Consider the following 13,429-nt stretch of genomic DNA (forward strand, 5'->3'; position numbering starts at 1 on the left):
ACTCAGGCGTCCTCGCGGCCGATCAGCGCCAGGCAGCGCCGCAGGTGCGGGGAGCCGTCGCCCTGGCGCCGGCTGACGATGATCGGCGAGGTCAGGGAGGCGTCGGCCAGGGCCTGGTAGGCGACGTCGTCGCGGTGCTGCAACTGCACCGAGGCCGGCACCAGGGTCGCGCCGAGTCCGGCGGCGACCAGGCCGATGGCGGTCTGCATCTCGTTGGCCCATTGCGTCACGCGCAGGCTCAGGCCGTGGGTGGCGAACAACGCCAGCACGTGGTCGGCGTAGCTCGGCCGCGGCTGGCCGGGGTAGAGCACGAACGGCTCGCGCGACAGGCGCTCCAGGCTCAGCGGCTGGCCGAGCAACGGGTGGCCGGCGGGCAGGGCGGCGACCAGCGGCTCTTCGCTGAGCACGCTCTGGCGGATCGCCGGGTCGTCGATGCGGATGCGTCCGAAACCGATGTCGATACGCCCGCTCTTCAGCGCCTCGACCTGTTGCAGGGTGGTCATCTCCAGCAGGCCCAGCTCCAGCTCCGGGTCGCCGCGCAGGTGGCGGATCAGCTCCGGCAGCACGCCATACAGCGCCGAGGGCACGAAGCCGATGCCGAACCACTGGCGCTGGCCCTGGCCGATCCGCCGGGTGCTGTCGCAGATGCTTTCCAGTTGGTCCAGGAGCGTCGCGCTCTGTTCGTGGAAGAAGCGCCCGGCTTCGGTCAGGCGCAGCGGCCGGCCGCGCTCCAGCAGGGCCACCCCGAGCATTTCCTCGAGTTGCTGGATCTGCCGGCTCAGCGGTGGCTGGGCGATGTGCAACTGCTCGGCGGCGCGGGTGAAGTTGAGGGTCCGGGCCAGCGCCTGGAAGTAGCGCAGGTGACGAAGCTCCATGATACCTCCAGGGTATGGTTCGAGAGGAAGATGATATTGGACCCCAGTGAAGAAGGCGATGGATGCTTGGCCGAAACGACGGCGAAACCCGCTCGGTATCGAGCGAGCCTTGAGCAGCGAACCGTCGAAAACCCGACCGCAACCCTGGTGGACCCCCGAGAATGAGCCAAGCCGTGATCCAAAGCCTCGAGTCGATCATCGTCGACCTGCCGACCATCCGCCCGCACAAGCTGGCCATGCACACCATGAACCGGCAGACCCTGGTGATCCTCCGCCTGCGTTGCAGCGACGGCATCGAGGGCCTCGGCGAAGCCACCACCATCGGTGGCCTGGCCTACGGCAGCGAGAGCCCGGAGAGCATCAAGAGCAATCTCGACGCGCATTTCGCCCCGTTGCTGCTGGGCCAGCCGGCGGACAACGTGAATGCCGCGATGCAGCGCCTGGACCGACACATCAGGGGCAACACCTTCGCCCGCTCGGCGGTCGAGACCGCCTTGCTCGACGCCCATGGCAAGCGCCTCGGCCTGGCCGTCAGCGAACTGCTCGGCGGCCGCCTGCACGACAGCCTGGAGGTGGCCTGGACCCTGGCCAGCGGCGACACCGGCCGCGACATCGAGGAAGCCGAGCGGATGCTCGACCTGCGCCGCCACCGGCATTTCAAGCTGAAGATCGGCGCCGGTGAGGTGGATGCCGACGTGGCCCACGCGATCGCCATCAAGCGCGCCCTCGGCGAGCGCGCCAGCGTGCGGGTGGACGTCAACCAGGCCTGGGACGAAGGCGTTGCCCAGCGTGCCTGCGCGACGCTCGGCGACAACGGCATCGCCCTGATCGAACAGCCCATCGCCCGCCACAACCGCGTCGGCCTGGCGCGCCTGAGCAGCCGCGGCGGCGCGCCGATCATGGCCGACGAGGCCATCGAGAGCGTCGAGGATGCCTTCCATCTGGCTCGCGAGGGCGCCGCCCCGGTGTTCGCCCTGAAGATCGCCAAGAACGGCGGACCGCGCGCGGTGCTGCGTAGCGCGGCGATCGCCGAGGCGGCCGGGATCGGCCTGTACGGCGGGACCATGCTCGAGGGCGGCATCGGCACCCTGGCCGCCGCCCACGCCTTCGTCACCCTCGACCGCCTGGCCTGGCACAGCGAACTGTTCGGCCCGTTGCTGCTGACCGAGGACATCCTCCTCGAGTCGCCGCGCTACCAGGATTTCCACTTGCACGTGCCGCGTGCGCCGGGTCTCGGCCTGGCGCTCGACGAGGAGCGCCTGGCGCGCTTCCGCCGGCGCTGAAGCCGTCCCGCAGACAGAGGAGAAACGACCGATGCTGTTCCACGTGAAGATGACCGTGAAGTTGCCCGTCGACATGGACCCGCAACAGGCCGAGCGGCTCAAGGCCGAGGAGAAGGAAATGGCCCAGCGCCTCCAGCGCGAGGGCAGCTGGCGGCACCTCTGGCGGATCGCCGGGCACTACGCCAACTACAGCCTGTTCGACCTGCCCAGCGTCGAGGCACTGCACGACACCCTGACCCGGCTGCCGCTGTTTCCCTACATGGACATCGAGATCGACGGGCTTTGCCGGCATCCCTCGTCGATCCATGCCGACGACCGCTGAGATTCCCTTCCCACGCCCGACAACAACAAGCAGAGGCAAACGCCATGACCGTGAAGATTTCCCAGACTGCCGATGTCCAGCGCTTCTTCGAAGAGGCCAGCGGCCAACTCAACGAACGCGGCGATCCGCGCACCAAGGCCCTGGTGCGGCGCATCCTCGACGACACGGCGAAGCTGATCGAAGAGATGCAGGTCACGCCCGACGAATTCTGGAAAGCGGTGGACTACCTGAACCGCCTGGGCAGCCGCCAGGAAGCCGGCCTGCTGGCCGCCGGGCTGGGCCTGGAGCATTACCTGGACCTGCTGCTCGACGCCCAGGACGCCGAGGCCGGCCTCACCGGCGGCACGCCGCGCACCATCGAAGGGCCGCTGTACGTCGCCGGCGCGCCGCTGAGCGATGGCGAGGCACGGATGGACGACGGCCGCGACGCCGGCACCGTGATGTTCCTCCAGGGCCGCGTCAGCGGTCCCGACGGCCAGCCGCTGGCCGGGGCCATCGTCGATGTCTGGCATGCCAATACCCAAGGCACCTATTCCTACTTCGACAGCAGCCAGTCCGAATACAACCTGCGCCGGCGCATCCGTACCGACGCCGACGGCCGCTACCGTGCGCGCAGCATCGTGCCGTCCGGCTACGGTTGCCCGAGCGACGGCCCGACCCAGGAACTGCTCGACCGCCTCGGCCGCCACGGCCAGCGGCCGGCGCACATTCACTTCTTCGTCTCGGCGCCCGGCCATCGCCACCTGACCACCCAGATCAACCTGGCGGGCGACCGCTACCTGTGGGACGACTTCGCCTACGCCACCCGCGATGGGCTGATCGGCGACCTGCGCTTCAACGACGACCCCGCCGCGGCCCGCGACCGCGGCGTGGAGGGCGGACGCTTCGCCGAACTGGATTTCGACTTCCAGCTCCAGGCCAGCCCGGCACCCGCCGCCGAGCGCCGCAGCCAGCGGCCGCGGGCATTGCAGGGGTAAGGCGGGGAGCGGGGAGGGCGGCTGGTCGCTGGCGACCATGCCGCCTTCTTCCGCCAGGCGCGACGGCGGATAAAAAAAGGCGCCATGACTGGCGCCTCAGGACTTGTCCAAAGGAGCAACCCAAAAAGGACAAGTGTATTGCTCGGTGAAAGGCTGCTCAGCCGTTGCCGTTCTTGCGCTCGGCGCATTTGCTGCGGTCGGTCTTCTGCGCTTGCGCTTCCAGTTGTTGCTTCTGCAGGCGCTTTTCGCGCAGTTCTTTCTGCGCGGCGCGGAATTCGGCGTTGTACTGCCAGGAGCGTTCGCTGCCGTCCTGGGCCTGGGCAGTAGCGGCGCCGGTCGCCAGCAGGGCGGCCAGCAGCATCGGGATGATCTTCATGGCAAACCTCTCGGGTTGGCTCGTCGCCGGGGCGAGGTATTCGTCCCGTTTGAGCAAAGAGTAAGAGCGGACGGATTACCCGAGGGTGAGTGGAAAATTACGTTTCCGATAACTTCGGCGATGCTCCGTTGCATGGCGGAGGAGTCTGCGCGAAGCGCATTAAGTGCGAGTTAAGATTGCGGAAAAGTAATCCCCGCCTCATGTCTGCGTCATTTCCCCGGTTCCAGAATCAGCCCCACGGTCAATGCCGGTTGCGGCAGGACTGCGCGGGGGCGCGATCGACCAGAAGTTCACGCACAGCCAGCGCCGCAAGGCATGGCCGCAGAAGAAAAACAGACATGAACCGATCTGGAGCAATCGCCATGCAAGGGGATGGAAAGAAACGACTGTGGACGCTTCCACTGCTGCTGGGCGCCGGACTGATGGCCTCGGCCGTCGCCGAGGAGAACGCCGAGCGGAGCAAGGAAGGTTTCATCGAGGGCAGCGAGGTCAACCTGCTGCTGCGCAACTTCTACTTCAACCGCGACTTCCGCAAGGGCCAATCGAGCCCGGCGGGCGGCGGCTACACCGAGGAGTGGGTGCAGGGCTTCATGGCCAACTTTTCCTCGGGCTTCACCCAGGGCACGCTGGGCGTCGGCATCGACGCCTTCGCCCAGCTCGGCGTGCGCCTGGACAGCGGCGGCGGGCGTTCCGGCGCCGGCGGTAGCGTCGACCTGCTGCCCTATGACGACCAGGGGCGGCCGCAGGACGACTATTCGCGAGCCGGCGGCGCGGTCAAGCTGCGCTGGTACGGCACCGTGCTGCGGGTCGGCGACGTGTTCCCGGAAACCCCGGTGATCCAGTACGGCAACAGCCGGCTGTTCCCCTCCAGCTTCCGTGGCTTCACCCTGGTCAACGACAGCCTGGCGAAGGGCCTGACCCTGCAGGCCGGCAAGCTGAACTCGATGACCCAGCCGAACAGCACCAGCGGCAGCGACGACTTCTACAGCTTCTACACCGGCCGGCGCATCGACTCGCCGTGGGTCGCCTACGCCGGCGGCGACTACCAGGCCACCGAGCACTGGAGCGTCAGCCTCTACGGCAGCCGCCAGAAGGACGCCTGGGACCAGTACTACGCCGGCACCAGCTTCAACTATCCGCTGGACGACAAGCTGTCCCTGCTCGGCGGCGCCAACTACTACAAGGTCAAGGACCAGGGCAGGCAGGTGATGGGCGAACTCGACAACGACATCTGGAGCGTGCGCGGCGGCTTCGCCTACGGTCCGCACCAGGTGCTGCTGTCGTACCAGCGCAACAACGGCGACGACGACTTCGACTACCTGCGCCAGACCGACTCCATCTACCTGGACAACTCGATCCAGTACAGCGACTTCAACTCGCCCAAGGAACGCTCGCTGATGCTCCGCTACGACCTCGACATGGCCGCCTTCGGCGTGCCGGGGCTGAGCTTCATGACCCGCTATGGCAAGGGCTGGGACGCCGATTATTCGAATGCCAACAGCGTCTACATGCGCACCGACGCCAACGGCAACCCGCTGACCAACCAGGGCCGCTGGGAACGCGACGTGGAGGTCAAGTACGTGGTGCAGGGTGGCGCGGCCAAGGACCTGGCGTTCCGCGTGCGCCAGGCCACCGTGCGCTCCGATAGCTTCGAGTCGGACCTCGACGAAGTCCGCCTGATCGTCGAATACCCGCTGCAAGTCCTCTGAAGGCGCGCCGCCGCCCCGTCCGGGGCGGCGCTCTGCGACAGCCCGTTGCTGGCGGCTGCGCGGCGGCGCTGCTACTTTCCTCTGGGTAGGCGGGCCGAAGGGCGGTTCCTGGCCGGGCATGGCTTCGACCTGCCGGTGGGCGCCGCGACCCGAACCTCGGCCACGCCATTCCACCCATGCCGCCCGGGCACCGGCGTGCCCGTGGCAGCCCAGGCTACGGGCGCCGCGTAGCCAGCCAAGCGGGAGTCGACATGGCCTCGTGGACCTTGGTGGACGCCAGTGCGATCGCTGTCCGCCATCCCTACACCTTCTACAAACCGGACGCGGAGACCATCGACCGGGTCGCCGCCGGGGAAAGCGTCAAGCTGATCTTCGCCTTCGATACCGACAACCCCGATGCGCCGCGCGCCGAGCGGCTCTGGGTGACGGTCGAGGGCATCGAGGCGGATGGCGCCTTCAGCGGCCGCCTGGACAACTATCCGCAATACATCCGCGACCTGTCGCTGGGCGAGCGCATCGTCTTCGAGGCGCGGCACATCATCAACACCGAGCACGACCCGCGGGAAACGCCGATCTCGCGCTATGCCCGGCGCTGCTTCGTGACGCGCCGGGTGATAGACGAGGGGAAGGCGGTCGGCTACCTCTACCGCGAGGCGCCGGAAGAGGAAAACGACAGCGGCTGGCGGCTGATGGCCGGCGACGAGTCGGACGACTACATGAATACCGCCGGGACCACCGCCTACGTCAGCCTGGGCTCGGTGCTGAACGCCGACGACAGCATCCTGCCGCTGCTCGACGCGCCGCCGGGACGGGCGTTCGAGCGGCTGGCCGACGGTTCCTTCATCGAGGTGCAGGGACCGGAGGGTTGAGCCTCAGCCTGGCAGCTCGGCGAGGAAGCGCTCCAGGCGCTCGGCCAGGGCCAGGTAGTCGTCGGGACTGCGGTTGCTGCCCATCTTTCCCGACCTGACCCGCCTGGCGTCGCTGCGCTCGCGCTCGGCGCGGCTGGCGAGGGCCAGACGCAGGGCGCTGGCCCTCGCCGGCGACTCCTCCAGCAGCGGTCGCGCCATGATCCGCGCGGCGTCGGCGTCGCCGTATTGCAGGGCGAGGAGCACCGTATTCGGGTCGGAGATCGCGCCGAGCCGCAACAGGCGTTCGGCCAGGACCGCATCGAGGTGCGCGGCGCCAATCTGCAGGCTGTCCTGGTGCACCGCGACGCCCTGGTCGAGCAGCCATCTGGCGGCCTCCAGGCGCCCGCGGGCGAGGCAGGCCTCCAGCACGCCGCCGCGTCCGCGCAAGGTTTCGGCGAAGTCGCAGCCGGCATCGCGCAGGCGTTGCAGCAGGTCGATGTCGCCGTCTTGCGCAGCTTCGGCCAGGGCCAGTTGACGCAGCCTTGGCTCGGCGGCCAGGCTGCCGTCGGCGAGGGCCGGCCGCCAGTCGAGGATGCGCTGGCGCAGCAGGACTTCCAGGCGGCCCTTCAGCGCCTTGCCGGGCTCCCCAGCGGCCTCCAGGGCGTCCAGCGCTTCCAGTAGCTCGTCGGCCACGCCGCAGGCGTTCTCGGCATCGAACGGATCCTGTTCGAAGGACAGCAGGCGGAACAGCCCGCCGACGTCGTCGGCCAGGCGCGTCACCGAATCCTGGTGCAGGCGTCCGGCCCAGGCCGGCGGCAGGCCGTGGCTCCAGGCGATTACCGCGCCATGCTCGGGGCCGGGTTCGACGCAGACGTAGAGCCGCTCCAGGTACTCGAAGCCACCGAACGGCAGGTAGGCCAGCTTGCCGTTCCAGTCGCGGCCTTCTTCTGCCGCGGCTTCCGCCGCCAGCTCGCGCTCGTGTTCGATCCAGCCCCAGAGGTCGTGGTAGCCGTCGCTGTCCGGATAGAACAGTTCGCTGAAAGAGAACGGGTGGCGGTGGCCGTCGTAGTCGACTTCCAGGTCATAGCCGAGGCGCCCGCCGAAACAGGTGCGCCAGAGGCGCAGCAGGTCTTCTGGAATCGGTCCGGCCAGGCCTTCGGCAAGACGCTGGACGTGTTCGGCGGACACCGGCGGTTGGGCGTCGTACACCACGCAGCCGTCGAACACGGCCAGGCGATGGGCCAGCAGGAGTTGGCGTTCGGCGGGGGAGAGTTCCATTCTCTGTGGTCCTGTCGATTCGGGGCGGCCACTCTAGCACGGCGAGGGTGCGCGTTCCGCAACGCCTTGGCTATCATGCGCGGCTTTCCATCCGCCCTGGCCGGAGTCCGTCGAACCATGCACACCTTGCAGCAACTGCGCAGCGGCGAACTGGCCGGCGCCACGCGCCTGGACCTGTCCTGCGGCCTGCGCGAGTTCCCCCGGGAAATCTTCGAGCTGGCCGACTCCCTGGAGGTGCTCAACCTCAGCGGCAACGCCCTGGACAGCCTGCCGGACGACCTCGGCCGGCTGCATCGTCTCAAGGTGCTGTTCTGTTCCGCCAACGACTTCGACGAATTGCCGGCGGCGGTGGGGGACTGTCCGGCGCTGAGCATGGTCGGCTTCAAGTCCAACCGCATCGAGCGGGTGCCGGCCGCGGCCCTGCCGCCAGCGCTGCGCTGGCTGATCCTCACCGACAACCGGATTGCCACGCTGCCCGAGGAACTGGGCCGCCGGCCGTTGCAGAAGCTGATGCTGGCCGGCAACCGCCTGGAGGCCTTGCCCGAGAGCATGGCCGCTTGCGAAGGCCTGGAACTGCTGCGGATCGCCGCCAACCGTTTCCAGCGCCTGCCGGCCTGGCTGGCGACGCTGCCGCGCCTGGCCTGGCTGGCCTACGCCGGCAACCCGTTGTGCCGTCTGCCGGCGCTGGCCGACAGCGGCATCGCTGCGCTGGACTGGAGCGAGCTGAGCCTGGACGGTTTGATCGGCGAAGGAGCCTCCGGGGTCATCCATCGCGCCGGCTGGCACCAGCCGGACGGCTCGACGCGCACGGTGGCGCTGAAGCTGTTCAAGGGCGAAGTGACCAGCGATGGCACCCCCGCCAGCGAGATGGCCGCCTGCCTGGCGGCGGGGCGCCATGCGCAATTGATCGAGGTGCTCGGCCAGCTCGCCGGGCATCCGCAAGGGCGCGACGGGCTGGTGCTGGAGCTGCTCGACGACGCCTATCGCAACCTGGCGGGGCCGCCGAGCCTGGAGTCCTGTACCCGCGACGTCTATCCGCCGGGACTGCGCTTCGAGCTGGCCACGGCGCTGCGCCTGGCGGCCTCGCTCGCCGCGTTGATGGCCCATCTGCATGGACGCGGCATCAGCCATGGCGACTTCTATGCGCATAACATCCTCTGGCGCGAGGATGGCGCCTGCCTGCTGGGCGATTTCGGCGCCGCGTCCTTTCTCCCGGACGACGCCGTGCTCGCCGGCGCCCTGCGGCGCCTGGAAGTACGTGCCTTCGCCTGCCTGCTGGAAGAGTTGCTCGAGCGCAGCGAGGCGCCGCCGGGGCAGGCCTCGCTACGTGCGGCGCTGGTCGAGTTGCAGCGACGTTGCGCGCTGCCACGGGTGAGCGAGCGGCCGGACTTCGGCGAGATCCAGGCGATCTTGCGCGACCTTGCCGCTCGCAGCCAGGCGTTTCCTCAAGTTCGATGAATTTGTCCGAAATTGACCGCAGGCTGATAAATATCAACGTAGTTCTAGCGGGCTTGGAGCTAGACTGACAAGTATGTCAGGAACGCGGCCAACGAGGGTAAACATGGATTCCTACGGCGTCACTTTCGCAATCATCGTGCTGGGCATGCTCTTCATCGGCACGGGTTTCACCAAGCGCGACACGCCGTTCGGCCTGTTCCTCATGTGGGTCGGGGTGATCTGCATGCTGGCCATCATCAGCTACCGCATCTATATCGCCACCCATTACTGAAGCGCCACCCGCGCCTGCAATGGCGGGCGCGGAGGTCCGCCGCTCAGTCGCGCGTCTCGCCCATGGCCCGGGCATAGCCGGACGGGGCGAAGCGCAGGGTCACCAGCAACATCGCCACCACGCTCGCCGCGAGCAGCAGCCAGGAGGCCTGGAAGCTGCCGGTGACGTCGCGCAGCCAGCCGGTCAGGTAGGGCACGATGCCGGTGATGATGAAGCCGATGCCTTGCACGAAGGCCGCCAGGCTTCCCGCCGCACGCGGCTCGTGGAGGTGGTCGAGGGTCAGGGTCAGGCTGAGGGCGAAGCAGGCGCCCAGGCCGTAGCCGATCAACGCCACCCACAGCGCCGCGTGCTGCAGCGGCATCAGCAGCAGGCCGCAGAAGCCGCCGAGCTGGACCAGCAGCGCGGCCAGCAGCCAGGGCCGGCGGTCGAGGCGGCGGCGAATCAGCAGCGGCACGCTGAGCGCGGCGAGCACCTGGAAGATGGTCATGATCCCGACCAGCCCGCCGCTGTCCTGGGCGCTCCAGCCGAGCTGGCGGTAGTACACCGGCAACCAGGCCACCATGCTGGTGTAGCCGCCGTTGATCAGCCCGAAATACACCGCCAGCAGCCAGCCACGGCGATTGCCGAAGAAGTGCCGGACCGGCCCCTCGCCAGCGCTCGGCAGCACCTCCCTTGGCCGCGCGAACATCCACAGCAGCAGCGCCAGCAGGGCCGGTACGGCCCAGGCGCCGAGGCCGGCCTGCCAGTTGGAGAAGTGTTCGGCGATCCGCGGGCTGAGCACCGCCGCGGTTCCGCCGCCGGCCATCAGCGAGGCCGAGTAGAGGCCCATCGCCGCCGGGACCCGCCTCGGGAACCAGCGCTTGACCACGCCCGGTAGCAGCGCCTGGATGATCGCCACGCCGCTGCCGGCCAGCGCGGCGCTGGCGATCAGCGCCAGCCCGCTATCCAGTTCCAGGCGCCAGAGGCAGGCTGCGGCGATGGCCAGCAGTCCGCAGACGATGCCGCGGTGCTCGGCCAGCCAGCGCCCGAGCCAGGGCAGCAACAGCGCCACCAGGCCCATGCAGAGCACCGGCAACACCGTCAGCAGCGACGCGCCCTGGAAGCCGAGACCGGTGCCGGCGGTGATTTCCTCGAGCAGCGGGCCGATGCCGGTGAGGATCGGTCGCAGGTTGATGCCGAGGCAGAAGATCACCAGCAGGCCGACCCAACTGACCTCCGCCGCGCCGACGCCGGTGGCGGCCTGGCCGCCGGAAGGGATTCGCGCGCTCATGCCTGGCGTTGCCGCCATTGCCGGTACAGACCCTCTTCGCCGGCAGGACGCAGGGCGCGTAGCGGCAGGCTTTGCCGCTGTGGCGGGCGCGCCATCTCGGCGTAGAGCGTGGCCGTGGACAGGCCGAACGGTTCGCCGTCCTCGTTGGAATAGGCGAACCAGGCCGCCTGGATGCCGCAGAGATGCATGGCGGCCAGACACATCGGGCAGGGATGGCCGCTGGCGTAGATCACACAACCGTCCAGACGCGGGCTGCCGAGCGCCTGACTGGCCTGGCGGATCGCCTGCAGTTCGGCGTGGGCGCTGGGATCGTGGGTCTCGTGGATCTGGTTGACGCCGCGGGCCAGGACCCGCCCGTCGCGCACCAGCACGGCGCCGAACGGGCGGCCGCCGGCCTCGACGTTGGCGCGGGCGAGGGCGATGGCCTCGCGCATGAAGATTTCATCGGACATGTCTTTCTCCTTCGCTTTCATTGGGCGCCGGCGGCCAGCAGCAGCCGCTCGATCCCGCCCTGGCCGCGCTGGCGGGCGTGGGCCAGCGGGCTGACGCCGTCGGCATCGGCCAGGTTGACGTCGGCGCCGGCGTCGATCAGCAGGCGCACGATCTCCTGGTGGCGCGGACCACCGTCACTCAGCAGGATCGCCTCGAGCAGCCCGGTCCAGCCGAGCTTGTTGACATGGTTGGGATCGACCCCGGCTTGCAGCAGCGTCTTCACCACTTCCACATGGCCGCGTTCGCAGGCCGGGATCAGCGCGGTGCCGCCATAGCGGTTGGTACTCTTCAGGTCGGCGCCGTGGAGCAGGGTCAGGCGCAGGATTTCCAGGCGGCCCTCGGCGCCGGCCAGCAGATACGGGCTGTCGAGCCGGCTGTTCTGCCGGTTGACGTCGGCGCCGGCCTCGATCAACTGGCGCGCCACCGCCAGGTGGTCGTTGGCGGTGGCCAGCAGCAGCGGGGTGCTACCGTCGGCGCTGGGCGCGTCGACCTCGACCTTGCGTTCGAGCAGGCTGGCGACCTGCGCGGTATCGCCGCGACGCGCGGCTTCGAGCAATGCTCCGGCGTCGCTCGCGCCGGCGCCTCCGCTGAATGCTGCGCAGACCAGCATGGCTCCGCTCCTGCATAGATTGGCCAGGGACATGTCGATGGGCTCCGATAGGCGTTGGCGAAAAGTATGGCGTCGATGTCATGTATGCTGAAATTAAATGATGTAATGCCTTTCAGTGGGAGTGTGCATGCTCGATCTGGTCCTGCTCCGTACCTTCGTCAGCGTTGTCGACACCGGCAACTTCACCCGCGCCGGCGAACACCTGCACCTGACCCAGTCCACCGTCAGCCAGCAGGTCATCCGCCTCGAACAGAACCTCGGTTGCCGCCTGCTCGACCGCAGCCAGCGGCAGGTTTTGCCGACCGAGGAAGGCGAGCGTCTGCTTGGCTACGCGCGGCGCCTGCTGCGGCTCTCGGACGAGGCCAGCGAGGCCCTCAGCCCGGCCCATGGCGACGGCGTGCTGCGCCTCGGCGTGCCGGAAGACCTCGCCGGCGAAGTGCTGATGCCGGTGCTGACGCGCTTCACCGAAGAGCGTCCGCGACTGCGCCTGGAGGTCGAGAGCGGTCTCAGCCATCACCTGCTGCGCCTCTATCGCAGCGGCGAGCTGGACCTGCTGCTGGTCAAGCAGTGGGGGGCCGACAGCGACTGCCATGCACGCTGGGCCGAGCCGCTGGGCTGGTTCGGCAGCGCCACGCGGCCGTTCGGCGAGGGTTCGCCGGAGGAGCCGGTGCCGCTGGTGGTGTTCCCGGTCGGCGCGCTGTATCGCCAGGAGATGATCCATGCCCTGGAGAGCATCGGGCGTCGCTGGCGCATCGGCTATTCCAGCGCCAGCCTGGCCAGCCTGGTGGCCGCGGTCGGCGCCGGACTGGGGGTCAGCCTGCTGCCGCTGGGCTGCGTCGGGCCCGAGCATCGCCTGCTTGGCGCGCAGGCCGGCTTCCCGCCCATCGCTGGCCTGGAGCTGGCGCTCTACGCGCGGCCCGAGCTGGACAGCGCCGGGCGCACCCTCCGCGACCGCCTGCGCGACCTCTGCGATGCACGCCTGGAAGGGTTGCAGGGCGAGCGCTGAGCGCTGTCTCCGGGCTATGATCCGGCTCCCTCAGCGAATGGACACGGAAGCCCGCCACATGTCCCGACCCACCCTGCAAGTCGACCTGCTGGTCGAGTCCTTCAACTACAAGGCCTGGTCCGACCGCCGCACCCTCGATGCCATCGCCCGGATCGACGCCGATGCGTTCCCGGCCTCGCTGGCCTTCGCCTTGCAACAGCTCAATCACATGGCGATCGTCGAGGAACTGTTCAGGGCGCGCCTGCTGGGCGAGCCGGCGCCCCACCAACAGACCAACAGCGAGGTGGTGCCTGGCTACGACGTCCTGCGTCGCCGGCTGGAGGATTCGGCCGCCTGGTTCGCCGGCTATGTCGCCGAGCTGCCGCTGGAGCGTCGCGGCGAATGGCTGCGCTTCCGCTTCGCCGATGGCCGCGACGGCGGCATGACGCGCCAGGAGATCCTCTTCCATATCGTCAACCATGGCACCTACCATCGCGGCGCCATCGGTCATGCCCTCGACCTGGCGGGCGCGCCCCGGCCGGCGGATACCTACACCCTGTATATCCACTCCGCGCAGCCGGAGCGGCGGGAATAGCCCGCGGCAATGGCCGCCGAGCCTCTACGCCATCGCCGAGAAACGACGTGGGGCTCGACCGAGCCCCCGCGCTGCGCATA

The 13,429-nt window shown here is 68.8% G+C and carries 15 protein-coding genes; 9 read left to right on the forward strand and 6 right to left on the reverse strand.

Features of this window, described 5'->3' with window-relative positions; all coding sequences use genetic code 11:
* Nucleotides 1-2 precede the first annotated feature (2 nt).
* Entirely contained in the window at nucleotides 3-875 is an 873-nt protein-coding gene (locus AC1RB9_RS12820) for a LysR family transcriptional regulator (RefSeq protein WP_003089870.1), read from the reverse strand.
* A gap of 161 nt (nucleotides 876-1,036) precedes the next feature.
* On the opposite strand from AC1RB9_RS12820, the gene AC1RB9_RS12825 reads away from it, so the two are divergent.
* The 3 genes from AC1RB9_RS12825 to catA are packed head-to-tail and all read left to right on the forward strand — an operon-like array spanning nucleotide 1,037 to nucleotide 3,457.
* Entirely contained in the window at nucleotides 1,037-2,158 is a 1,122-nt protein-coding gene (locus AC1RB9_RS12825) for a muconate cycloisomerase family protein (protein ID WP_003120080.1), read from the forward strand.
* A gap of 31 nt (nucleotides 2,159-2,189) precedes the next feature.
* Complete coding sequence (gene catC, locus AC1RB9_RS12830; RefSeq protein ID WP_003089864.1) at nucleotides 2,190-2,480, forward strand: muconolactone Delta-isomerase; 291 nt, start codon at nucleotides 2,190-2,192, stop codon at nucleotides 2,478-2,480.
* A 44-nt stretch (nucleotides 2,481-2,524) separates the two neighbouring features.
* Nucleotides 2,525-3,457 (forward strand): catechol 1,2-dioxygenase, encoded by a 933-nt coding sequence (gene catA / locus AC1RB9_RS12835; protein ID WP_003113307.1) that lies wholly within the window; start codon nucleotides 2,525-2,527, stop codon nucleotides 3,455-3,457.
* A gap of 157 nt (nucleotides 3,458-3,614) precedes the next feature.
* Here the strand turns inward: catA and AC1RB9_RS12840 are convergent, their stop codons facing one another.
* Entirely contained in the window at nucleotides 3,615-3,833 is a 219-nt protein-coding gene (locus AC1RB9_RS12840; RefSeq protein WP_003089862.1) for a hypothetical protein, read from the reverse strand.
* Between the two features lie 362 nt (nucleotides 3,834-4,195).
* On the opposite strand from AC1RB9_RS12840, the gene AC1RB9_RS12845 reads away from it, so the two are divergent.
* Nucleotides 4,196-5,542 carry an OprD family porin gene (locus AC1RB9_RS12845; protein ID WP_003109544.1) on the forward strand — a complete coding sequence of 449 codons (1,347 nt, stop codon included), beginning with the start codon at nucleotides 4,196-4,198 and terminating at the stop codon, nucleotides 5,540-5,542.
* Between the two features lie 251 nt (nucleotides 5,543-5,793).
* Entirely contained in the window at nucleotides 5,794-6,411 is a 618-nt protein-coding gene (locus tag AC1RB9_RS12850) for an immunity protein Imm33 domain-containing protein (RefSeq protein WP_003089860.1), read from the forward strand.
* Nucleotides 6,412-6,414: 3 nt separating this feature from the next.
* Here the strand turns inward: AC1RB9_RS12850 and AC1RB9_RS12855 are convergent, their stop codons facing one another.
* Nucleotides 6,415-7,668: an SMI1/KNR4 family protein gene (locus tag AC1RB9_RS12855; RefSeq protein WP_003116870.1), complete on the reverse strand. Its 1,254-nt coding sequence runs from the start codon at nucleotides 7,666-7,668 to the stop codon at nucleotides 6,415-6,417.
* 117 nt (nucleotides 7,669-7,785) lie between these two features.
* Here AC1RB9_RS12855 and AC1RB9_RS12860 point away from each other — a divergent pair, with 117 nt between their 5' ends.
* Both AC1RB9_RS12860 and AC1RB9_RS12865 read left to right on the forward strand, forming a co-directional pair.
* Nucleotides 7,786-9,126: a leucine-rich repeat-containing protein kinase family protein gene (locus tag AC1RB9_RS12860; RefSeq protein WP_003160390.1), complete on the forward strand. Its 1,341-nt coding sequence runs from the start codon at nucleotides 7,786-7,788 to the stop codon at nucleotides 9,124-9,126.
* A 103-nt stretch (nucleotides 9,127-9,229) separates the two neighbouring features.
* On the forward strand, nucleotides 9,230-9,397 hold the full coding sequence (locus tag AC1RB9_RS12865; protein WP_003089849.1) for a hypothetical protein: 168 nt from the start codon (nucleotides 9,230-9,232) through the stop codon (nucleotides 9,395-9,397).
* Between the two features lie 43 nt (nucleotides 9,398-9,440).
* Here AC1RB9_RS12865 and AC1RB9_RS12870 read toward each other — a convergent pair whose 3' ends face one another.
* From AC1RB9_RS12870 to AC1RB9_RS12880, 3 genes are read right to left on the reverse strand one after another with little or no spacing between them, the layout of a single operon-like run.
* Nucleotides 9,441-10,667: a CynX/NimT family MFS transporter gene (locus AC1RB9_RS12870; RefSeq protein WP_003451393.1), complete on the reverse strand. Its 1,227-nt coding sequence runs from the start codon at nucleotides 10,665-10,667 to the stop codon at nucleotides 9,441-9,443.
* Nucleotides 10,664-11,119 carry a nucleoside deaminase gene (locus tag AC1RB9_RS12875; protein ID WP_003122651.1) on the reverse strand — a complete coding sequence of 152 codons (456 nt, stop codon included), beginning with the start codon at nucleotides 11,117-11,119 and terminating at the stop codon, nucleotides 10,664-10,666. Before AC1RB9_RS12875 ends, AC1RB9_RS12870 begins: the two co-directional genes overlap by 4 nt.
* Before the next feature lie 17 nt (nucleotides 11,120-11,136).
* Complete coding sequence (locus AC1RB9_RS12880; RefSeq protein ID WP_003109549.1) at nucleotides 11,137-11,769, reverse strand: ankyrin repeat domain-containing protein; 633 nt, start codon at nucleotides 11,767-11,769, stop codon at nucleotides 11,137-11,139.
* Between the two features lie 127 nt (nucleotides 11,770-11,896).
* Here AC1RB9_RS12880 and AC1RB9_RS12885 point away from each other — a divergent pair, with 127 nt between their 5' ends.
* Both AC1RB9_RS12885 and AC1RB9_RS12890 read left to right on the forward strand, forming a co-directional pair.
* Nucleotides 11,897-12,775 carry a LysR substrate-binding domain-containing protein gene (locus tag AC1RB9_RS12885; protein WP_003122653.1) on the forward strand — a complete coding sequence of 293 codons (879 nt, stop codon included), beginning with the start codon at nucleotides 11,897-11,899 and terminating at the stop codon, nucleotides 12,773-12,775.
* Between the two features lie 58 nt (nucleotides 12,776-12,833).
* The gene (locus AC1RB9_RS12890) at nucleotides 12,834-13,349 is read left to right on the forward strand and encodes a DinB family protein (RefSeq protein WP_003451388.1); all 516 of its coding nucleotides are present in this window, start codon (nucleotides 12,834-12,836) and stop codon (nucleotides 13,347-13,349) included.
* Nucleotides 13,350-13,429 lie beyond the last annotated feature (80 nt).

It is taken from the genome of Pseudomonas sp. 20-5 (assembly GCF_056782835.1).